The sequence below is a fragment of the Streptomyces sp. NPDC006385 genome (genome assembly GCF_040612485.1).
GTDB lineage: Bacteria > Actinomycetota > Actinomycetes > Streptomycetales > Streptomycetaceae > Streptomyces.
On the sequence record NZ_JBEXQG010000011.1, the window covers coordinates 51349 to 71159 of the forward strand.

The window sequence follows — 19811 nt, forward strand, 5'->3', positions numbered from 1 at the left end:
CTGCGCGCGGGGAGCTGTCGGCTTATCGTGGCCCGGATCACGTTCGGCTCCCCCACTGGACGACATACCGACTGGTCGGCATCATGAGTCAGGTCCCGTTCACCTGCCTTCAGGAGCGACGTATGAGCCCCGACCATCCGCCCGGCCTCGACCTCGACCGGCTGCGCGGCCTGTTCGAGCGCGAGCGGCCCGGTCTGGCGCAGGGCCCGCTGACCGGCCGGCTGATCGAGGGCGGACGGTCGAACCTCACCTACGCGGTCACCGACGGCACGTCGAAGTGGGTCGTACGGCGTCCGCCGCTCGGCCACGTCCTCGCCACGGCGCACGACATGAAGCGTGAGCACCGCGTCATCAGCGCGCTGCACCCGACGAACGTGCCCGTGCCGCGGCCGGTGCTGCTGTGCGAGAACCCCGATAACGGGGCGGTGCTCGGGGCGCCGTTCTACGTCATGGAGTTCGTCGAGGGCACCCCGTACCGCACCGCCGACGAGCTGGCCCCGCTCGGCCCCGAGCGCACCCGGGGCGCGGTCCTGGCGCTGGTGGACACGCTCGTCGAACTGCACGCGGTGGACCCGGCGTCGGTGGGCCTGGACGACTTCGGCCGCCCCGAGGGGTTCCTGGACCGCCAGCTCCGCCGCTGGGGCAAGCAGCTGGACGCCTCCCGCAACCGCGAGCTGGCCGGCATCGACGAGCTGCACGCGACGCTCGGACGGCGGCTGCCCGCCTCCCCCGCCCCGGCCGTGGTGCACGGCGACTACCGGCTGGACAACGTCCTGATCGGTGACGACGACCGGATCAGGGCCATCCTCGACTGGGAGATGTCCACGCTCGGCGACCCGCTCACCGACCTGGGCCTGCTGGTGATGTACAGCATGCCGCTGGGCATGCCGGACTCCCCCGTCTCCACCACCGCCGAGGCTCCGGGCCACCCGGACCCGGCCGAGCTGATCGAGCGGTACGCCGCGCGCTCGGGGCGCGACGTCCGCGCCGTCTCCTGGTACACGGCGTTCGCCTGGTTCAAGCTCGCCGTGATCCTGGAGGGCATCCACTACCGCTACACGCTGGGCCAGACGGTCGGCCGCGGCTTCGACCGCATCGGCGACCTGGTCCCCGTCTTCATCCAGCACGGTCTGACCACCCTTCAGGAAGGCTGACGGCACATGGACTTCGCGTTCGACGTACGCACCGAGGAGCTGCGCGCCAAGCTGCTCGCCTTCATGGACGAGTACGTCTACCCGGCGGAGGCGGTGGCGGAGGAGCAGCGGGCCGCGCTGGCGTCCCCGTGGGACACCCCGGCCGTGGTCGAGGAGCTGAAGGCGGAGGCGCGCAGGCAGGGCCTGTGGAACCTCTTCCTCCCTGACGCCGAGTACGGTGCCGGGCTGACCAACCTCCAGTACGCCCCGCTCGCCGAGATCACCGGCCGCTCCCCGCAGCTCGCGCCCACCGCGACGAACTGCGCCGCGCCCGACACCGGGAACATGGAGGTGCTGTCCCAGTTCGGCGACGAGCAGCAGAAGAAGCAGTGGCTGGAGCCGCTGCTGGCCGGTGAGATCCGCTCGGCGTTCGCGATGACCGAGCCGGAGGTGGCCTCCTCCGACGCCACGAACATCACCACGCACATCGAGCGGGACGGTGACGAGTACGTCATCACGGGCCGCAAGTGGTACATCTCCGGGGCGATGAACCCGGACTGCAAGATCTTCATCGTGATGGGCAAAACGGACCCGGACGGCGCGGACATCCGCCGTCAGCAGTCCATGGTCCTGGTCCCCCGCGACACGCCGGGCGTCACGGTCAAGCGCGCCATGCGGGTCTTCGGCTACGAGGACCACTACCACGGCGGCCACGCCGAGGTGATCTTCGACCACGCGCGCGTGCCGGTGTCCAACCTGATCGGCGAGGAGGGCGGCGGCTTCGCCATCGCGCAGGCGCGGCTCGGTCCCGGCCGGATCCACCACTGCATGCGGCTGATCGGCATGGCGGAGCGGGCGATCGAGCTGATGTGCAGGCGGGCCGTGTCCCGTACGGCGTTCGGCAAGGCGCTGGCCCAGCAGGGCGTGGTGCACAACTGGATCGCCGACGCGCGTGTGACGGTCGAGCAGCTGCGGCTGCTGGTGCTGAAGACGGCCTGGCTGATGGACACCGCCGGCAACAGGGGCGCCCACACCGAGATCCAGGCCATCAAGATCGCCACGCCTCGCGCGGTGGTGGACATCATCGACCGGGCGATCCAGTTGCACGGCGCGGGAGGTGTCAGCCAGGACTTCCCGCTGGCCGAGCTGTACGCCGGCGCGCGGACGCTGATGATCGCCGACGGGCCGGACGAGGTGCACCAGCGGTCGCTGGCGCGGCGGGAGCTGAAGCGGCACCTGTGACTGCGTCGCGGCGGGGGTGTCTCGCCCCCGCCGCCCTACCCGTCCCATCCTGAAGGGGCTCGTCCCCTTCGACCCCAGCCAGGGGGCTCTGCCCCTTGGACGAGGCCCGACCTCTCGGGCTCCTACGGTCGCAGCGCCCGCAGCAGCAGGTCCGCCAGATGGTCGGCGACCTCCTGGGGGCTCATCGGACCGTCCGGCCGGTACCAGGTCGACAGATGGTGCACGGACCCGAAGTGGTAGTCGACGACCAGGTCGGCCGGGGTCGCCTTCGAGAAGACACCCGCCTCCTGGCCCTCCTCGATGAGCGCGCGGAAGCGTTCGTGGTAGCGGCGCCGCTCGGCGCGTACCTGCTTGTTCTTCTCCGGGCTCAGATGGTGCATGGACCGGAAGAAGATCATCGCGTCGTCGAGGTTCTCGATCGTCGTGACGACGACGTCGGCGGCGGCGCCTCGGAGCCGCTGCTCGATCGGCTCGTCGGCGTCCGCGAACGCGTCCAGCCGCTCCTGCTGAACGCGCAGCACGCGCGCGTACACCTCGTGCAGGAGGTCGTCCTTGGAGCCGAAGTAGTGGTACAGCGCGCCCTTGGTGACGCCGGCCGCCTCTACGATCTCCTGCACCGAGGTGCGGTCGTAGCCCTGCTCGGCGAAGAGCCGGGTGGCGGCGGCGAGCAGCCGCTGCGGGACGGGCGTGCCGTCTCCGTCCGTCGTCCTGGCCACTGTGCCGCCACCTGCCTTCCGAGATGTCTTCCTGTTGTCCAGCCGTCGTACTGGCGGGAACGAAGTTCCCGACGGAGGATCTTCCCACTCGCCGTCTTGGGCAAGTCGGGCAGGATCTCCACCTGACGCGGATATTTGTAGGCGGCCAGTCTCTCCCCGCAGTACGCGGCGAGTGCGCCGGGGTCCGTTTCCGCACCCGGACGGAGGCTGATGTACGCCTTGACGGTCTCCCCGCGGTACCCGTCGGGCGCCCCGACGACGGCCGCCTGGCGCACCGCCGGATGCGTGTAGAGCACGTCCTCGACCTCGCGGCCACACCTTGAAGCCGGACGCGTTGATCATGTCCTTCTTGCGGTCGACGACGTACAGCCAGCCCTGTTCGTCCATGAAGCCGATGTCGCCGGTGCGCAGCTCACCGTCCGGGAAGGTCTCGGCGGTGGCGTCGGGGCGCCGCCAGTAGCCGGGGACGACCTGCGGACCGCGCACGAGGATCTCGCCCTGCTCGCCGAAGGGGACCTCCTGGCCCTCGTCGTCGACGATCCGTACGACCGTCTCGGGACCCGGCGGGCCCACGGCGAGCGTGCCGGAGACCGGGTCGACGGCATCCGGAAGGAGGCGAAGTGGTCGCGGGTCGCGGCCGGGTGGGCGGCCAGCGCCATGAAGGCGGTCGACGGGCCGACGGTGTGGTGCGGCCCGTGCTCGGCGAACGCGTCCAGGACGACGCCCGCCTCGAAGCGGTGGGCGAGCACGAGCGTGCCCGCGCTGTCGAGGCAGGCGCCGAGCTGGCAGACCACGCCCGTGATGTGGAACAGGGGCGCGAGCGCGAAGTAGGCGGGGGCCTCGGGCAGTTCCAGACCGGTCCGCTGTCGCTCGGCGTTGTACATGATGTCGCCGTGCGTGTTGGTGGCGCCCTTGGGGGTACCGCTGGTGCCGGAGGTGTGGCTGATCAGCGCGATGTCGGAAGGGGCCGGGTCTCGGCCCTCGGGCGCCTTGTGGCCGGCGCGGGCGACGGTCGTGAGGTCGTCGGTGTCGTCGGCCTGCGGGAGCCGCTCGAAGGTCAGCACGCGCGCGTCGTGGCGTATCTGGAAATCCAGCTCGCAGCCGGTGAGCACGATCCGGACCGGCGACTCGGCGGCCGTCTCGCGCAGATACGACTCCCAGACCCGGTCGGAGCAGATCAGCGCGGCCACGTCGCCGTCCGGCAGGACGTGCGTGACCTCACCCGACTTGTACATCGGGTTGACGGGCACGACGGTCGCCCCCGCCTTCCAGGCGCCCAGCAGGGCGAGCACGAAGTGCGGGGAGTTCTGGAGCAGGATCGCCACCCGGTCGCCGCGCTCCAGGCCGCGGGCGGCGAGGTGCCCGGCGACGGAGTCGCTGAGCTCGTCGACCTCGCGGTAGGTCAGGCGGCCGTCGAAGGAGGCGAGGAAGGCGCGCTCCGGGGTCTCGGCGACGGCCCGGCGCAGGGCGTGCACGAGGGAGGCGACGGGGGTGATCGGAGCGCGCTGGGCGTCGCTGAGCAGCGCCAGCCAGGGCTTGGCCGCGTAACGGGAGGCGGGGGCGGCGGTCACCGGCTCGCCTCCCACTTCCGCTGGATGTGGTTCATGCTGGTCAGCCAGCGGTCGGGGGCGGCGGCCCGCGCCTGGTAGTACCCGGCGACCTCGGGGTGCGGCAGGATCAGGAAGCGGTCCTCCGCCATGCCCTTGAACAGGGCGTCCGCCACGTCGTCCGGCGCGATGGCGGTGGGCTTCAGCACCAGGTCCCCCGCGCTGCCGGTGGCGTCCAGCATGTCCGTGCGCACGCCCTGGGGACAGATGGCGTGCACCTTGATCCCGCGGTGGCGGTACGTCAGTGACAGGTACTCGGCGAAGGCGTAGGCGCCGTGCTTGGTGACGGCGTAGGGCGCCGCGCCGATCATGGTGAGCAGCCCGGCGGCGGAGACGGTGGAGACGAACCGGCCGCTGCCCCGCTCCAGCCAGGCCGGGAGGAGTGCGTCGGCGGCACGCGCGTGTGCCATGACGTTGACGTCCCAGGACAGCGACCAGGCCCTCTCGTCGAGCGATCCGGCCTCCCCGCCCTCGAAGGCGACGCCGGCGTTGGCGCAGTAGACGTCGACCGTGCCACCGAGCGCGTCCCGGGCGTCGGCGACGACGGCGGAGGCGTCGCCGGGAACCGCGATGCCTCCGATCTCGCCGGCGACCGCCTCGGCCTTCCCGGCATCCAGGTCGTTGACGACGACGCGGGCTCCCTCGGCGGCGAAGCGCCGGGCAAGGGCCGCGCCGATGCCACCTCCAGCCCCGGTAACGACGACTCCGGCACCCTGAACGGCTTCCACCATCGGTCTCCTTCGACTGCGGCTCTCCCGGCTTCGCCAGACTAACCGGTCGGTATGTATCAAGGAAGGGGTGCGGTCACGCCCCACCTTCCCCCCATCCCGCGCGACCAATACCGTGCCCTCCATGCGCCTATCCAGACGAGCCCTACTCGCGGCGTCAACGGCAGCAGCGGTCACCACGGCCTCCCCCGCCTCCGCGGCCGGGCGGCCCCGGCACCGCGGGCATCCGCGCACAGGCTTCGAGAACCTCGCCGCGACCGGATACCGAGCCCTGCGCGGCCAGCGCACCGGCATCGTCACCAACCCCACCGGCGTCACCCGCGACGTCCGCCACATCGTCGACGTCATGCACGCCGACGACCGCGTGGACCTCATCGCCGTCTTCGGCCCCGAACACGGCTTCCGGGGCACCGCCCAGGCGGGCGGCTCCGAAGGCCGCTACGACGACCCCGCGACCGGCCTGCCGGTCTACGACACGTACCTCAAGAGCGGCCGCCCCCTCGCCGACATCTTCACCGCGTCCGGTGTGGACACCGTCGTCTTCGACATCCAGGACGTGGGCGCGCGCTTCTACACCTACATCTGGACGCTCTACGACTGCATGGAGGCGGCCCGGCTGGCGGGCAAGCGCTTCGTCGTGCTGGACCGGCCGAACCCGGTCACCGGGCGGTCCGCCCTGGGGCCGGTCCTGCACAAGGAGTTCGCGACCTTCGTCGGCAGGCAGCCCATCTCGCAGGCGCACGGCATGACGGTCGCGGAACTGGCACGGCTGTTCAACGGCGAGTTCCTGACCGCGCCGGTGCCGCTGGAGACCGTACGGATGACGGGCTGGCGGCGGTCGGACTTCTACGACGCCTCGGAGCTGCCCTGGGTCCCGCCGAGCCCGAACATGCCGACGCCGCAGACCGCGCTCGTGTACTCGGGGACCTGTCTCTTCGAGGGCACGAACCTGTCGGAGGGGCGCGGGACGACGCGGCCGTTCGAACTGCTCGGCGCGGAGGGCATCGACGGCCGCTGGGCCGCGGCGGCCAACCGACTCGAACTGCCGGGCGTGCACTTCAGGGAGGCGTACTTCGCGCCCACCTTCTCCAAGTTCCAGGGCAAGACCGTCGGCGGCGTGCAGATCCATGTGCACGACCGGGCGGCCTACGACCCCGTCCGCACCGGGATCGCGCTGCTGGTGACGGCCAAGGAGGTCTGGAGCGGCTTCGGTTGGCGCTCGGACAACTGGATCGACAAGCTCACCGGCTCCACCCGGGTGCGCACCATGATCGACGCGGGCGCGAGCGCCGACGAGGTGGCGGCGGACTGGCAGCAGGAGCTGACGGCGTTCCGGCGGATGCGCGGGAAGTACCTGCTGTACAAATGAGCGCCTCTCATGTGCGCCCCGGATGAGTGACGCACGTATGGCCAATCCCGCCCGGTAGCAGGACGATGCGCCCGTATCGCACCACTACCACAGGGGACGAGGGGGCCTGGGATGGCGAAGCCGGCAGTGAGCGTGCGTCCCTACTGGGAGCTGACGTTCGACGCGGACGGGGACCCGGACGCCGGGAGGCGGGACCGGCTGCTCGCCGGGGTGGCACAGCACGATGTCCGTGACCTGATCGTCTTCGCGCACGGCTGGAACAGCGACCGTTCCGGGGCGACCAGACTCTACGACCGTTTCTTCGCACCGATCCCCCGGCTCGCTCCGGCGGCGAGGATCGGGTACGTGGGCGTGGTCTGGCCGTCCATGCGGTTCTCGGACGAGCCGATCCCGGACTTTCCGCGGGCCGTGGCGGCCGAGATGCCGCGCCGGCCGACGCTCGACAAGGACACCCGGCGCGCGCTGCTGGAGACGTTTCCCGGACGGGCGACCGTGATCGAGCAGATCGCGCGGCTGCTGGACCAGCAACCGCGCGAGGAGCCCGAGTTGGCGGAGTTCGGGCGGCTGGTGCGGATACTGGTGGAGGTCGTGCCGCCGGGGCCGCAGGCACTGTTCGCGGCGGACACGCTGGCGGAGGGCGTGCCGCAGAGTCCGCCGGAGATGCTCTCGGGGCCGGTGGTGGCGGTGTGCGAGGAGTTCGCGCGGGCGCTGACGTATCTCGAAACGCCGGACGGACCGCCGGACGGCGCGGCCTCGTTCTCGTTGCCGAACCCGTGGGAGGGCGCCCACGAGTTGCTGCGGCAGGCGACGTACTACGCCATGAAGCGGCGCGCGGGGACGGTCGGTGAGCGTGGGCTCGGCAGGGTGATTGGGCAGTTGGCCACGCGTGCGCCCGACGTGCGGGTGCATCTCGTCGGGCACAGCTTCGGCGCGCGGCTGGTGTCGTTCGCGTTGCGCGGGCTGCCGAAGGGCGTGCGCGCGGTGAAGTCCGTGACGCTGCTCCAAGGCGCCTTCTCGCACTACGCGTTCGCCTCCCGCCTGCCGCACGACGCCCGTGCGGGTGGTGTGCTGGAGGGTCAGCACAACCGCGTCGATGGGCCGCTGGTGTGCTGCCACTCGCGGCACGACACTGCCCTGTCCACGATCTATCCGCTGGCCTCCCGCATGGCGGGGGACGCGCGCGGGGTCGCCGCCCTGGACATCGGGCGGATGCTGGGGGCCAAGTGGGGCGCGATGGGACACGACGGGGTGCAGGCGGTGCCGGGGACGCGGTCGTTCAAGCTGGCCGACGCGCTGCGGGCGACCCTGCCGGCCTCGGGATGTGTGAACGTCGACGCGGCGGCGGTCGTCAGGCGCGGCGGGCCGCCGACGGGTGCGCACAGCGACATCCTGCACCGGGAGCTCGCGCAGTTGGTGCTGGCGGCGGGCCGTATCCACTGACCCGCCGCCGCTGACCGTCACCGATGTGACGGGAACTCCACGACCTGCTGGTACGTCGGCCGGTTCTGCCAGCTGATCTTGCCGTGCTTGATGCCGCCCAGGGTGCGCTGGACGATCGAGTCGGCGCACCACTGGTCGCCCGCCGAGCACTGGTCGTCGCCGGGGTAGACCTGGGCCGCGGTCCGGCCGGCCGCCTCCTTCAGGGTGCTGACCAGGATGTCCCGGCAGGCGCCGAGGCTGCCGCCGCCGCAGTACTTCCGGTCGAGCGGGCCCCGCACCGGCTCACCGAGCACGGCCCGGATGTCCTTGTCGACGTAGCTCCACCAGCCGTACTGGAAGGAGCTGCCGGCGTGCGAGCCGGTCGCGCCGTGGCCGGCCGACGGGGACTCGTCGATGGGCAGGTTGGCGGTCATGGCCCTGTACAGCTCGCTGCCGAGACCTGGTTCGAACTCGGCCTTGACCAGCAGCGGCCACCACGCGTCCAGGATGCGGATCGCGTCGGCGTGGGCGTACTGCTTCGAACCGGCCGACGTCTCGGTGCGCCTGGCGCCCGCGGAGACCCACGCCTGGAGCCTGTCGGCCGCCGCCTTGGCCGTGGGGTCGGTGACCGGCGAGCTGTTGACCACCTTCAGCAGGTCCGGCACCACGTCCTCGGCCCGCAGGTCGGCGAGCCCCGCGTCGGCCATCGCCTTCACCAGCGAGGCCCGGGTCACGCCGCCCGCGGCGACCAGCTTCTTCACCCGGTTCTCCAGCAGGTTGCCGCGGTGGACCGAGCCGTCGCCCCAGGGTGCGGTGGTGTAGTCCTTGGCCTGCTTGTTGTTCCAGGAGATGTAGTAGTCCTGGTCGATGGAGTTGGGGTGCTCGGCGGGCGGGGTGTACCGCGCCGTGTTCGTCGCCGGGTCCCAGCCCCGCCATTCGTACGCCGGCCGGGCCCACACCGGGAACTCCGCGTCCACACCGGCCGCCCGGACCGGATTGTCGCCGCTGTTGTAGTAGGCGGCGTGCTCGGAGTCGACGTAGAACCAGTTGAAGGTGTAGTTGATGTGCTGCACCGCCTTCTGGAAGTCCTCCGGGCCCTGGACGTAGCCCGGGTCGTTCAGCATCTGGAAGCCGATGATCGAGTCGGCCTCGTGCATGAAGGACGAGCGCAGGGTGGTGTAGGCGACCTTCTTGCCGTCGACGGTCGCGCGGTGCGTGACGGGGCCGTACTTCGTGCGCCAGACCCGCATGGTGTACGAGCCCGCCGGGGTGCTGTCGGCGGTCGTCGGCTTCCAGGCGTTCTTCTGCTCGACCTTCTCCATCGCCGTGCAGGTGCCGCGGTACAGGTAGTGGTGGTCGTCCTGGCAGAGCTCGACGGCGTAGGTGTCGATGATGTCCTGGCCGGAGGTGGTGGCGCTCCACGCGTAGTCCTGGCCGCGGCCGAGCTCGACGTACATGCTCAGGCCCGCGAAGGAGGCGCCGCGGGCGCTGATGCCCGGGCCCTGGATCTCCTGGAGCAGCAGCAGTTGGGGCGCGAAGTAGCCGGTCTGTGGTCCGAAGACGGCCACCGGGTGACCGCTGGCGGTGTGCTCGCCGCTGACCACGAGGGCGTTGGACATGCCCCGCTTGGCCGAGGTCATGGCCGCCTTGGCCGCCGTGGTCGAGGCGCCGGCCGCGGCGGAGCCGGCCGCGCTGCCCGTACGGTCGTACACGAGCTGTTCCTCGGTCACCGAGCCGGCGTCGGGCAGGGCCTCTCCCTGGGGGTCGGCGGGCTTGGTGGCGTACGGGAAGCTCTTGTCGTGGACGGTGACGACCGCCTCGGGGTCGTTGCGCTCGCGGAACGACTCCCAGAGCTTGGTGCCCTCGACCACGCCGTGCTTCTCCTGGGCGGCCAGCAGGGAGATCGCGTTGTTGACCTCGCCGCCGCCTCCGGAGCCGAACAGGGCGCCGATGACGGAGCCCAGCGCGACCATGTCGGTGATCTTGAAGTGCTCGATCTTCCCGGCGTTGGTGATGGAGTCCTTGTGGCCGGTCAGGACGTACTCGCCGGGGAAGTAGCGGCCGCTGTCGGAGGCGTCGATGTAGGCGTTGATGCCGTCGAGGTAGGCCTTCGCGTCGGCGAGGGCCAGCTGCCCGCGTTCGCCGTTCGAGGCGACGGCGTTGTCGATCTGGGCCTGGAGATCGGCCTCGGTGTAGGGGGCATGGCGCCAGAACTGCTGTTCAAGGCCCTGGTTGGAGGGCGCGCCGCCGGCGAAGGAGGTCAGCTGTCCGCGCCCGACGTGCCGGAAGACGTCCATCAGCCACAGCCGGTCCTGGGCGGCCGCGTAGCCGGCGCCGAACTCGGTGCCGTACCTGGTGGTACCGGTGATGTGCGGTACGCCCGTCTTCTTGTCCCGGACGATCGTCACGTCGGTGCGGCCGGCCGGCTTCACGGTGGAGGCGACCTGGTCGGGTGGAACGCCGAACGAGGCGTCGTTGAAGAAGGAGTTGATCGTCGCGTTGGTGAGGCCGGAGTAGCCCTTGGCGAGGTTGGCGTAGGGGCCCAGCTGGTCCGAGGCGTGTTCGGGCATGCTGCCGAAGCTTTGGTTGAGCAGGATCTGGGCGAGGGTGGCGTTGCCGTTCTGGCCCGGCGGCAGGATGTCCGAGCACTGGTTCCCGCAGTGGTCGATCGCGGCCGTCGCCTCGGCCGCCGCTGCCTCGGGGGCGACGGCCGCTTGGGAAAGCGGCGACAAAAGACCGGCAATCAGAGTGCATATGGACGCGGTCTTCAGGAACCCGGGGAATCGACCGGGAGTTCTCAGTGTGTCCAGGGCGTTGCGCGTGGTGCGCCGTGGCATGGCAGCTCCTACCGACGAGGCTGGGCCGGGATGTTACCGGCGGTATCCCCGGGATTGAAGATGAACATGCGTCACTTTTTGGAGTCCGCAAGGTCCGCAGGGTCCGCTATCGAGGTCATCGGAAATCGGATGGAGCCGAATCGCCTGTCGATACGTCTATTCGTCAACGTCGTACGAAGTCCGTACGGCAACGCCGAAGTGACCGAAGTACAGGTGCAGGTGTGACGGAGGTGCAGGGCGATGGCCGGTTTCCGGAGTCTGGCGAGACAGGTGCGCGACCCGCGGTGCGATCTGGCGCTGCGGCGCTACTCGCTGCGTAAGTGCCTTGAGCGGTTCGCTCCTTACGGGCACAGGGCGACCTGGGACCACTTGTGCTCCCGGGCGGGATTCGGTCCGGAGGACCGCTCCCCCGATCCGGCGCGGCTCGTGGCCGCGTTGGACGAGCTGGAAGAGGCGCGTTCGGTGTGGCTGGCCTATGAGGTCGGGTTCGCCGAGCGGCGCAAGAAGGAGAAGTACGACGGACTGCGCAGGCCGGGCAGTGTGGACGACTGGCACCGGCTGACCTGGGGCGGCTTCGGAGTCGCCTGGTGCGACGACCCCCGGGTGCACCCGCGTGAACCACTGGCCGAGGTGCTGCGCCGGCTGATCTCCGCGCTGGAGCGGGAACCGGGTGCGGAGTGCCCGGTGTGCGGCGGGGAGCGGCTGATCTGGAAGTACGACCTGGCCCATGAACCGTCGTCGGGCCCGGTCTGCACGGACTGCGGAATCGTGGTGCCGCGTCCGGTTCTCACGCCCGAAGCGCTGGCGGCGTCGCGGCGCGAGCGGCGGTTGCTCATGTCCGCCTAGTACGACGGGGGTGCGCCGGGGATGCCGCACCCCCTCCTGTCACGCATCCCCTCCTGTCAGCGGTTCGCTGTTCTCTCGGTTCTCCCGTCCGCCGTTGTCAGTGGCGTCCGGCACCATCGAGACATGATCCAGGTGTGTCTGAACGGGCCCCGAGGAGCGGGCGACGGTGCCGCGGTGCCGCTCTCGCCGGAGGCGCTGGCCGAGTCCGCGGCCGAGGCCGTCGCGGCCGGGGCCACGGACATCCATGTCCATCCCAAGACCCCCTGCGGACAGGACAGTCTGTCGCCGCGCGTGCTCGCGCCGGTGCTCCGGGCGATACGCGCCCGGGTGTCGGTGCCGGTCGGGGTGACCACGGGCGCCTGGGCCGAACCCGACCCGGTGGCCCGGGTGGCGCGCGTGCGGAGTTGGACGGTGCTGCCGGACCACGCCTCCGTCAACTGGCATGAGCGGGGCGCCGAAGAGGTGGCGGCCGCGCTGCTGGAACGGGGCGTGGGCGTCGAGGCCGGCATCTGGTCCGGCACGGACGGGGCGGCGCGGTTCGCCGCCTCGCCGTCGGGGCCGAGGGTGCTGCGCGTGCTGGCGGAGGTGACGGACACGTCCGCCGAGACGGCCGAGGTGACGGCCGGTGCGCTGCTCGCAGACCTGGGGGCGGCGTTCGGCCGCCCGGTGCTGCTGCATGGGGAGGACGCAGGCGCGTGGCCGGTGCTGCGGCTGGCGGGGCGGCTGGGGCTGGCGACGCGCATCGGCCTGGAGGACACGCTGGTCCTGCCGGACGGGGAACGGGCCGCCTCCAACGCTCAGTTGGTGGCCGAGGGGCTGGTCCAGTACGGGTGGGCCCAGCGGTCGTCGTAGGGCAGGGCGAGGAGTTCGGTGCGTGCGGCCAGGTCGGGCTCGCCTTGGGCGCGAAGGCGGGCGGGGGCGTGCCGGGTGAGCCAGGACTGGAGTTGCGCGATGACGGGGGCGTCGTCGTGGTCCCACCAGGTGAACGGTGAGGCGTCGGAGTCCAGGTCGTACAGCCACGTCGCCGCGCAGGTCGCGAGATGGGCGTCGGCCACGGCGTGACTGTCCCAACGGTCGAGCAGGGGAGTCATGGTTCCGAGGATCATGGCGCAGGTCTCGAACACATCGGCAACGGGGTACGGCGGCTCGGGCGTCGCGAGGACGTCCTGCCACCAGGCGTACACGAACGCCTCGACGGCGGCCGCCTGCTCGGCGGGCCAGGCACGCCAGTCGACCCGGCTCAACCCATGGTGCCCCCAGCCGATGCCGTCCAGCGTGCCCTCGGCCATCGCGTGCGCGGCCTGCGGCAGCAGGCGCCGCATCACTGCGGCGTGGTCCTCGAAGTGGCCAGGGACCTTGAAGACGAACCTGCCGACCAGATCAGGCGGCACGCGGGTGTACGGCGTGCGCAGGTACGCCGTCTCGTCCGGGTGGAAGCACCGCTGACAGCCGATCTCCGTGGGGCTGGCGAACCCGTTGAAGACCGTGTCGATGTCCGCGAGAGCGGCGGCAAGGGCAGGTGAGGGCATGGGAGTGCGTCCCGTCATGACTCCGCGCGCGACTGTGCACCGCAGCCGCCGGCCGAAGATCGCGACGATACCAGCCGCTAATCCGGTCGCTCCAGCCCTTTGCCGTCCGGATAGTCGGGGGCGATGAGACCCACCTGAGGAAGACCGAGGAGTCCCCGATGTCGACGCTGCGCGTCACCGCCGAAGTGCTGACCGTCCACGACCATCCGAACGCCGACGCGCTGGAGCTGGCCCAGGTGGGCCTGTACCGGGCGGTCGTCGCCAAGGGCACGTACCGCACGGGTGACGCGGCCGTGTACATCCCCGAGCAGTCCGTGCTGCCGGCCGCGCTGATCGAGGAGCTGGGGCTGACCGGGCGGCTGGCCGGGAGCAGGGCGGACCGGGTCAAGGCGGTGCGGCTGCGCGGTGAGTTGTCGCAGGGGATCGTGTGCCGGCCGAAGGTGCTGGCCGACGTCGATCTGGCGCGGGCGGCGGCGGAGGGCACCGACTTCGCCGCGGTGCTCGGGATCACCAAATGGGTGCCGCCGATCCCGCCCACGATGAACGGTGAGGTGGAGGCGGCGCCGGATCTGCTGCCCTGGGTGGACATCGAGAACATCCAGCGGTACCCGGACATCTTCACACCGGGCGAGCCGGTGGTGCTGACCGAGAAGTTGCACGGGTCGGCGTGCCTGCTGACGTATGTCGCCGACGAGGACCGGGTGTACGTGTCCTCCAAGGGTTTCGGGGCGAAGTCACTGGCGCTGCGGGAGGACCCGCGCAACCTGTACTGGCGGGCGGTGCGGGGGCACGGCGTCGCCGAGGTCGCGGCTCGGGTGGCCGAGCGGTCGGGGGCGCGGCGGGTCGGGATCTTCGGGGAGGTGTTCGGGGCGGGGGTGCAGGACCTGACGTACGGGGCCGACGGGCGCCGGGAGACGTTGGGGTACGCCGTGTTCGACGTGTCCGCGGAGATCGACGGCCGCGTCCGGTGGCTGGACGCGGCGGAGGTACTGCGCGGGGAACTGCCTTTGGTGCCGCGGCTGTTCGAGGGGCCGTATGACATCGAGCGGGTGCTGGAGGTCGCCACGGGGCGGGAGACGGTCTCGGGGCGGGAGCTGCATCTGCGGGAGGGTGTGGTGATACGGCCGGTTGTCGAGCGGTACAGCGCGGTGACGGGCGGGCGGGCGATCGCCAAGGCTGTCAGTCCGGCGTATCTGACGCGGAAGGGCGGGACGGAGTACGAGTGACGGCCGGGCGGCCGATGGCCCTGCAGCGCCCCAGGGGCGCGGGGAACTGCGCGATCGGCCGCCCACAACCCGCAGCCGCCAACGGTTCCGAGGGCCCGAGCTCATAGGCGACCGACGGCCAAGCCAGCGCAGCGTGTCAGCAGCGGTCCCCGGCCTCCTGCCCCCGCCGCCCGGCCCTGCCCGGTCCCCCCTTCTGCCGACCCCCCGGCTCCGCCATCAGCCGCGACCCCGTGAGCCGCTCGCCGAAGGCGTCGTCCGGGTTGGACAGGACGCAGCTGTCCAGGGAGAGGCAGCCGCAGCCGATGCAGTCGGTCAAGTGGTCCCGCAGACGGTTCAGTTGCTTGATGCGTTCGTCCAGTTCCGAGCGCCACGCCTCCGACAGGCGCGCCCAGTCCTCATGGGTGGGGGTGCGCTCCTCGGGGAGTTCGGCGAGGGCCTCGCGGATCGTGGCCAGGGGGATGCCGACGCGTTGCGCGGCCCGCACGAAGGCGACCCGGCGCAGGGTGTCACGGGTGTAGCGGCGCTGGTTGCCGGAGGTGCGGCGGCTGCTGATCAGGCCCTTGGACTCGTAGAAGTGCAGGGCGGACACGGCGGCGCCGCTGCGGGCGGAGAGCTGTCCGACGGTGAGCTCGTGAATCTTCTCGGGGATCTGGGGCACGCCCTCAAACTTACCCACCGCGTCACGGCCCCGGTCCGTTGACAGGCACTCCACCCGATAGCATGCTAAGCAGTTGCTTAGACATAGCTCATCCGGACAACGCGACGCGAGAGGCCAGGACATGGCAGAGCCGAGGATCTTCACGTCCGCCGACGACCTGAAGGCGGCGGTGGGAGAGCAGTTGGGGTACACGGACTGGCTGGAGGTCGACCAGAAGCGGATCGATCTGTTCGCGGAGGCCACGGGTGATCACCAGTGGATCCACGTCGACCCCGAGAAGGCCGCCGCCGGACCCTTCGGGACCACCATCGCCCACGGGTACCTGACGCTGTCGCTGCTTCCGCTGTTCGGGCCCCGGCTCATCCAGGTCGACGGCGTGAAGATGGGCGTCAACTACGGGACGAACAAGGTCCGTTTCCCGGCCCCGGTACCGGTCGGATCGCGGCTGCGCGCCACCGCCACCATCACCGGCGTCGAGGACGTGACGGGCGGCATCCAGGTCACCGTCGCCTTCACCGTGGAGCGCGAGGGCGGGGACAAGCCGGTGTGCGTCGCCGAGTCCGTCTCGCGGTACTACCTGTAGCCGAGCCGCTGAGCAGCCGGGACGCCGCTGAGCTCGAAGACGCCGGGCGGCCCCCGAGACGCCGGCCGGTCCTACTTCGCTCCCACCATCCGCAGCACGAGGTCGGCGTACAGCGCGCCGACCTCGTCGGGTGTCCAGGGGCCGTCGACGTTGAACCAGCGGGCAACGTCGATGCAGAGCGAGAGGACGGCGAGGGTGGTGCCCTTCACGTCCAGCACGTCGAAGTCGCCGGCCGCCACGCCGTCCTCGATGATCCCGCGCACCTCGGCGTCGCACTGCCGACGCAGCGCGAGGATCTCGGCCCGGGCGTCCGCGCCGAGCGAGTCCAGCTCGTACTGCACGACCCGCGCGGTGGTACGCCCCCCGGCGTGCCAGCGGACGAAGGAGCTCACGGCGTCGGCGAGCCGCTCGGCCGGGGTGCCCTCGCGACGGGCCGCCGTCCGCAGGATCTCCAGCGCCTTCTCGTGGCCGATCCTGCTGATGCGGTGCAGCAGTTCTTCCTTGGTCTTGTAGTGGATGTAGAGCGCGGCCGGGCTCATGCCGGCGCGGCCCGCGATGTCGCGGGTCGTGGTGGCGTGGTAGCCGCGCTCGGCGAAGGCCTCCACGGCGGCGATCAGCAGTCGCCGGGCCGCGTCGGGCGTGACCTCACCCCACGCCGACGTCTCGCCGCCGGCCGTCTCCTCCGCCGTACCCATCGTTCACTCGCCCCTCTCGAAGACAGAGCCACCACCATACCGCCGATACTGAGCGAGCGCTTAGCGAGGCGGTCGGAGGGGGCCCGCACGAGCCGGCCGCGCGATGCTCGTGGCTCAGGCCTCCTGTCGGTCCCGGATGACCTTGGCGAGGGTGAACGCCGAGGTCACCAGGTAGAGGACGGCGATCGCGAGAAAGCCGCGCACCCAGGCGTCGGCGTTCAGCCGGTAGATGCCGATGCCGGTGGCGGCCATGGCGACCGCGAAGGACGCGACGGCCTGGCCGTAGAAGGCCGCCGTACTCTGCTGCTTGACCTGCTTGACCGGTGTGTCACTCATGGGGAACAGGGTCGGCGGTCGCGGTGACGACCACATCCGCCGAAGTACTCATCCGGGTACTCAGAACGCCGAGACCCCCGTCAAGGCCCGCCCGATGAGCAGCTTCTGGATCTGGCTGGTGCCCTCGTAGAGGGTCATCACTCGGGCGTCACGCAGCAGCTTGCCCGCCGGGTACTCGTCGATGTAGCCGTAACCGCCGAAGACCTGGAGGGCGTTGTTGGCGGCGCGGACGGCGGCCTCCGAGGCGAACAGCTTGGCCTTGGAGGACTCGACGGCGAAGGGCAGCCCGCGGTCGATCAGGTCGGCGACCCGCCAGGTCAGCAGCCGTGCCGCGTCCACGTCCACGGCGATGTCACTGATCAGCTCCTGCACGAGCTGGTGCTGGGCGATGGGCCCGCCGAACTGCTCGCGCTCCCCGGCGTAGCGGACGGCCGCGTCCAGGGCGGCCTGCGCTATCCCGACACACCCCGCGGCGACCGACATCCGCCCCTTGGCCAGGGCCGACATCGCGACCGAGAAGCCCTTGCCCTCCTCCCCCAGCATGGCCGCCGCCGGCACCCGTACGTCCCGAAGCGCCAGCTCGGCGGTGGCCTGGCCGCGCAGGCCGAGCTTGCCGTGGATGGTGCGGCGGGTCAGGCCGGGGGTGTCGGCGGGGACCAGGAAGGCGGAGACGCCCTTGTGGCCGGGCGCGTCGGTGGAGCGGGCGAAGATCAGGACGACGTCGGCCCATGTGCCGTTGGTGATGAACATCTTGGTGCCGTCGAGGACGTAGTCGTCGCCGTCCCGGACCGCCCGCGTGGTGAGGTTGCCCGCGTCGGAGCCGGTGCCGGGCTCGGTGAGACCGAAGCAGCCGACGTACTCGCCGGAGGTGAGCCCCGGCAGCCAGCGGTGCTTCTGCTCCTCGCTCCCCCACGCCGCGACGGTCTTGGCGACCAGCCCGAGGGAGACCGACACGATGCCGCGCACCGAGGAGTCACCCCGGCCCAGCTCCTCCGTGACCAGGCAGTACGCGAGGTGGTCGCCGCCCGAGCCGCCGTACTCCTCGTCGATGGTCAGGCCCAGGAAGCCGACCTCGCCGAGCTTCTTGACGATGGCGCGGTCCACTTCCTCGGCACGGTCCCACGCGACGGCGTTCGGGGCGATCTCGCGGTCGACGAAGGCACGGGCGAGCTGCCGGACGGCGGTCTGCTCCTCGCTGAGCTCCAGGTTCATGCCGAGTCACCCCACAGACGGCGGCCACTGAGAGCCGTACATCGAAAGCCGCAGTGCTAAATTAGCACTGCTAGTTTCCGTTCGGCAGCCCTACTATGTGCGCCATGGCCCGACCGCGCAAGCCCCTCCTCAGCTACGACCGGATCGTCGCGACAGCGCGTGAACTCGTCGACGCCGAGGGCCTGTCGGCCGTCTCCACCCGCCGGCTCGCCGCCGAACTGGGCGTGAGCGGGCCGTCCCTCTACAACCACTTCCGTACGAAGGACGAGATCCTGGAGGCGGTCGCCGACTCGGTGAGCGGCCAGGTCGACCTGTCGATGTTCGAGGACGGCCGGAACTGGCGGACCGCGCTGCACGACTGGGCCGTCTCCTACCGGGCGGCCCTGCGCGACCACCCGAACATCGTCCCCGTCCTCGCCCGCGGTCCCGGCCGCCGCCCGGCCGCGCTGCGGCTCGCCGACGCCGTCTACGGCGCGATGGTCGAGGCGGGCTGGCCGCCGGCGCAGGCCACGTCCATCGGCGCGCTGATGCGGTACTTCATCATGGGCTCGGCGCTCGGCTCGTTCGCCGGGGGCTTCGTGGACGACGCGAGCGCGTACGACCCCGCCGACTACCCCCACCTCGGACAGGCGCACCTCCTCGCCGAGCAGCAGGAGAAGATCGACGAACGGGCCTTCGAGACGGGGCTGACGGCACTGCTGGACGGGCTGGCACGGCAGTACGAGCGGCTCGGGCGGGCCACCTAGGACGCCGCGCGGCAGGCGCCGCTTTCGCAACAGGCCCTGGCCACGTTTCGGCGGGCGCCGAAGTGTCCGTGCCCCATGCTGGGACGCATGACCACCAGGGACCCCCAGGTACCGCAGCTGGCCCGGCTCGCCGGACTCATCGCCGACGAGACCCGGGCCGCCTGTCTGCTGGCGCTGCTCGACGGGCGGGCGTGGACCGCCGGTGAGCTGGCTCGGCACGCCGGGGTCGCCGCGTCGACGCTGAGCGAGCACCTGGGCAAGCTCGTCGCGGGCGGACTGCTCACCGAGGAGCGGCAGGGGCGGCACCGGTACGTACGGCTGGCCGACGCGCGGGTCGCCCAGCTGGTGGAGGATCTGGCCGCGCAGGTCGCGCCGGATGCCGTGGTACGGCCGCGGAATCTACGGGAGTCCAGCGCGGGGTCCGCCATGGCGCGGGGGCGCACCTGCTACGACCATCTGGCCGGGCGGCTCGGTATCGCGGTCACCGATGCGCTGACCGTGCGCGGGCTGCTCGTTCAGGACACGGGGTTCGCGCTCACGGACGCGGGCCTCGGCTGGTTCGACTCCGCCGGCATCGCCCTCGACCGTTCCAGTCGCCGCCCCTTGGCCCGCGCCTGCCTCGACTGGACCGAACGCCGACCCCATCTCGCGGGCGTCGCGGGCGCGGCCCTGTGCCGGCACGCCTTCGGCGAGGGCTGGTGCGTACGCATCGGCTCGGAGCGGGCGGTGAAAGTGACTCCGTCGGGGGAGCGGGCGCTGCGGGAGCTGCTCGGTATCGAGGGCGGGGCACTGCGGTGAGCTGGGGGGCTCCGGGGGTGGCTCAGGGGGTGGGGGGCTCTGTGGTGTGCCGGGTGCGGGTGGGTGGGGGCTAGTCGCGCGGTTCCCCGCGCCCCTTGGGGCGTCGCCGGCACCCGGGCCGAAATCCGCGA

At 71.3% G+C, this 19811-nt stretch carries 18 protein-coding genes and 1 pseudogene; 10 read left to right on the forward strand and 9 right to left on the reverse strand.

Going from position 1 to position 19811, the window contains the following annotated elements:
* The first annotated feature begins 122 nt into the window (after nt 1–122).
* Nucleotides 123–1154 (forward strand): phosphotransferase family protein, encoded by a 1032-nt coding sequence (locus ABZ078_RS11445; RefSeq protein ID WP_356574024.1) that lies wholly within the window; start codon nt 123–125, stop codon nt 1152–1154.
* 6 nt (nt 1155–1160) lie between these two features.
* The gene (locus ABZ078_RS11450) at nt 1161–2375 is read left to right on the forward strand and encodes an acyl-CoA dehydrogenase family protein (RefSeq protein WP_356574026.1); all 1215 of its coding nucleotides are present in this window, start codon (nt 1161–1163) and stop codon (nt 2373–2375) included.
* A gap of 122 nt (nt 2376–2497) precedes the next feature.
* On the opposite strand, the gene ABZ078_RS11455 is transcribed toward ABZ078_RS11450, so the two are convergent.
* The 3 genes and pseudogenes from ABZ078_RS11455 to ABZ078_RS11465 all read right to left on the reverse strand — a co-directional run bounded on the left by ABZ078_RS11455 (nt 2498) and on the right by ABZ078_RS11465 (nt 5429).
* Nucleotides 2498–3091, reverse strand: a complete 594-nt coding sequence (locus ABZ078_RS11455; RefSeq protein ID WP_356574028.1) for a TetR/AcrR family transcriptional regulator — start codon at nt 3089–3091, stop codon at nt 2498–2500.
* A gap of 50 nt (nt 3092–3141) precedes the next feature.
* A pseudogene (locus ABZ078_RS11460) lies at nt 3142–4662 on the reverse strand (AMP-binding protein); the annotation flags it as partial.
* Nucleotides 4659–5429 (reverse strand): SDR family oxidoreductase, encoded by a 771-nt coding sequence (locus tag ABZ078_RS11465; RefSeq protein ID WP_356574030.1) that lies wholly within the window; start codon nt 5427–5429, stop codon nt 4659–4661. The gene ABZ078_RS11465 and the pseudogene ABZ078_RS11460, both read right to left, overlap by 4 nt.
* A gap of 121 nt (nt 5430–5550) precedes the next feature.
* Here ABZ078_RS11465 and ABZ078_RS11470 point away from each other — a divergent pair, with 121 nt between their 5' ends.
* Complete coding sequence (locus ABZ078_RS11470; RefSeq protein ID WP_356574032.1) at nt 5551–6795, forward strand: DUF1343 domain-containing protein; 1245 nt, start codon at nt 5551–5553, stop codon at nt 6793–6795.
* A 111-nt stretch (nt 6796–6906) separates the two neighbouring features.
* Nucleotides 6907–8235 carry a serine-threonine protein kinase gene (locus tag ABZ078_RS11475; protein WP_356574033.1) on the forward strand — a complete coding sequence of 443 codons (1329 nt, stop codon included), beginning with the start codon at nt 6907–6909 and terminating at the stop codon, nt 8233–8235.
* Nucleotides 8236–8252: 17 nt separating this feature from the next.
* Here the strand turns inward: ABZ078_RS11475 and ABZ078_RS11480 are convergent, their stop codons facing one another.
* Complete coding sequence (locus ABZ078_RS11480) at nt 8253–11051, reverse strand: penicillin acylase family protein (protein ID WP_356574035.1); 2799 nt, start codon at nt 11049–11051, stop codon at nt 8253–8255.
* Between the two features lie 240 nt (nt 11052–11291).
* On the opposite strand from ABZ078_RS11480, the gene ABZ078_RS11485 reads away from it, so the two are divergent.
* Together ABZ078_RS11485 and ABZ078_RS11490 are read left to right on the forward strand one after the other, a co-directional pair.
* Nucleotides 11292–11897, forward strand: coding sequence for a hypothetical protein (locus ABZ078_RS11485; RefSeq protein ID WP_356574037.1), 606 nt, complete (start codon nt 11292–11294; stop codon nt 11895–11897).
* 123 nt (nt 11898–12020) lie between these two features.
* A complete protein-coding gene (locus ABZ078_RS11490; protein WP_356574039.1) occupies nt 12021–12749 on the forward strand; it encodes a 3-keto-5-aminohexanoate cleavage protein in 729 nt (242 codons plus the stop codon).
* Here the strand turns inward: ABZ078_RS11490 and ABZ078_RS11495 are convergent.
* Nucleotides 12695–13444: a hypothetical protein gene (locus ABZ078_RS11495; protein ID WP_356574041.1), complete on the reverse strand. Its 750-nt coding sequence runs from the start codon at nt 13442–13444 to the stop codon at nt 12695–12697. The genes ABZ078_RS11490 and ABZ078_RS11495 overlap by 55 nt on opposite strands.
* A 140-nt stretch (nt 13445–13584) precedes the next feature.
* Here ABZ078_RS11495 and ABZ078_RS11500 point away from each other — a divergent pair, with 140 nt between their 5' ends.
* Complete coding sequence (locus ABZ078_RS11500) at nt 13585–14652, forward strand: RNA ligase (ATP) (protein ID WP_356574043.1); 1068 nt, start codon at nt 13585–13587, stop codon at nt 14650–14652.
* A gap of 136 nt (nt 14653–14788) precedes the next feature.
* On the opposite strand, the gene soxR is transcribed toward ABZ078_RS11500, so the two are convergent.
* Nucleotides 14789–15310 (reverse strand): redox-sensitive transcriptional activator SoxR, encoded by a 522-nt coding sequence (gene soxR, locus ABZ078_RS11505; protein WP_356574045.1) that lies wholly within the window; start codon nt 15308–15310, stop codon nt 14789–14791.
* A 121-nt stretch (nt 15311–15431) separates the two neighbouring features.
* Between soxR and ABZ078_RS11510 the strand changes: the two genes are divergently transcribed.
* The gene (locus tag ABZ078_RS11510) at nt 15432–15893 is read left to right on the forward strand and encodes a MaoC family dehydratase (protein WP_356574047.1); all 462 of its coding nucleotides are present in this window, start codon (nt 15432–15434) and stop codon (nt 15891–15893) included.
* A 71-nt stretch (nt 15894–15964) separates the two neighbouring features.
* On the opposite strand, the gene ABZ078_RS11515 is transcribed toward ABZ078_RS11510, so the two are convergent.
* From ABZ078_RS11515 to ABZ078_RS11525, 3 genes are all read right to left on the reverse strand, one after another.
* Nucleotides 15965–16588 (reverse strand): TetR/AcrR family transcriptional regulator, encoded by a 624-nt coding sequence (locus ABZ078_RS11515; RefSeq protein WP_356574049.1) that lies wholly within the window; start codon nt 16586–16588, stop codon nt 15965–15967.
* Between the two features lie 114 nt (nt 16589–16702).
* A complete protein-coding gene (locus ABZ078_RS11520) occupies nt 16703–16924 on the reverse strand; it encodes a YiaA/YiaB family inner membrane protein (RefSeq protein ID WP_356574051.1) in 222 nt (73 codons plus the stop codon).
* A 60-nt stretch (nt 16925–16984) separates the two neighbouring features.
* Nucleotides 16985–18136: an acyl-CoA dehydrogenase family protein gene (locus ABZ078_RS11525; protein WP_356574053.1), complete on the reverse strand. Its 1152-nt coding sequence runs from the start codon at nt 18134–18136 to the stop codon at nt 16985–16987.
* 104 nt (nt 18137–18240) lie between these two features.
* On the opposite strand from ABZ078_RS11525, the gene ABZ078_RS11530 reads away from it, so the two are divergent.
* Both ABZ078_RS11530 and ABZ078_RS11535 read left to right on the forward strand, forming a co-directional pair.
* Nucleotides 18241–18882: a TetR/AcrR family transcriptional regulator gene (locus tag ABZ078_RS11530; RefSeq protein WP_356574055.1), complete on the forward strand. Its 642-nt coding sequence runs from the start codon at nt 18241–18243 to the stop codon at nt 18880–18882.
* Between the two features lie 75 nt (nt 18883–18957).
* On the forward strand, nt 18958–19680 hold the full coding sequence (locus ABZ078_RS11535) for a winged helix-turn-helix domain-containing protein (RefSeq protein WP_356574057.1): 723 nt from the start codon (nt 18958–18960) through the stop codon (nt 19678–19680).
* Nucleotides 19681–19811: the final 131 nt, after the last annotated feature.

What these genes read in the sequence shown, in the direction of transcription:
- ABZ078_RS11465 (WP_356574030.1), bottom strand. Translation starts at nt 5,429, where the DNA reads ATGGTGGAAGCCGTTCAGGGTGCCGGAGTCGTCGTTACCGGGGCTGGA.
- ABZ078_RS11495 (WP_356574041.1), bottom strand. Translation starts at nt 13,444, where the DNA reads ATGACGGGACGCACTCCCATGCCCTCACCTGCCCTTGCCGCCGCTCTC.
- ABZ078_RS11480 (WP_356574035.1), bottom strand. Translation starts at nt 11,051, where the DNA reads ATGCCACGGCGCACCACGCGCAACGCCCTGGACACACTGAGAACTCCC.
- ABZ078_RS11525 (WP_356574053.1), bottom strand. Translation starts at nt 18,136, where the DNA reads ATGAACCTGGAGCTCAGCGAGGAGCAGACCGCCGTCCGGCAGCTCGCC.
- ABZ078_RS11515 (WP_356574049.1), bottom strand. Translation starts at nt 16,588, where the DNA reads ATGGGTACGGCGGAGGAGACGGCCGGCGGCGAGACGTCGGCGTGGGGT.
- ABZ078_RS11450 (WP_356574026.1), top strand. Translation starts at nt 1,161, where the DNA reads ATGGACTTCGCGTTCGACGTACGCACCGAGGAGCTGCGCGCCAAGCTG.
- ABZ078_RS11475 (WP_356574033.1), top strand. Translation starts at nt 6,907, where the DNA reads ATGGCGAAGCCGGCAGTGAGCGTGCGTCCCTACTGGGAGCTGACGTTC.
- ABZ078_RS11510 (WP_356574047.1), top strand. Translation starts at nt 15,432, where the DNA reads ATGGCAGAGCCGAGGATCTTCACGTCCGCCGACGACCTGAAGGCGGCG.
- ABZ078_RS11500 (WP_356574043.1), top strand. Translation starts at nt 13,585, where the DNA reads ATGTCGACGCTGCGCGTCACCGCCGAAGTGCTGACCGTCCACGACCAT.
- ABZ078_RS11445 (WP_356574024.1), top strand. Translation starts at nt 123, where the DNA reads ATGAGCCCCGACCATCCGCCCGGCCTCGACCTCGACCGGCTGCGCGGC.
- ABZ078_RS11530 (WP_356574055.1), top strand. Translation starts at nt 18,241, where the DNA reads ATGGCCCGACCGCGCAAGCCCCTCCTCAGCTACGACCGGATCGTCGCG.
- ABZ078_RS11470 (WP_356574032.1), top strand. Translation starts at nt 5,551, where the DNA reads ATGCGCCTATCCAGACGAGCCCTACTCGCGGCGTCAACGGCAGCAGCG.
- ABZ078_RS11535 (WP_356574057.1), top strand. Translation starts at nt 18,958, where the DNA reads ATGCTGGGACGCATGACCACCAGGGACCCCCAGGTACCGCAGCTGGCC.
- ABZ078_RS11520 (WP_356574051.1), bottom strand. Translation starts at nt 16,924, where the DNA reads ATGAGTGACACACCGGTCAAGCAGGTCAAGCAGCAGAGTACGGCGGCC.
- ABZ078_RS11485 (WP_356574037.1), top strand. Translation starts at nt 11,292, where the DNA reads ATGGCCGGTTTCCGGAGTCTGGCGAGACAGGTGCGCGACCCGCGGTGC.
- ABZ078_RS11490 (WP_356574039.1), top strand. Translation starts at nt 12,021, where the DNA reads ATGATCCAGGTGTGTCTGAACGGGCCCCGAGGAGCGGGCGACGGTGCC.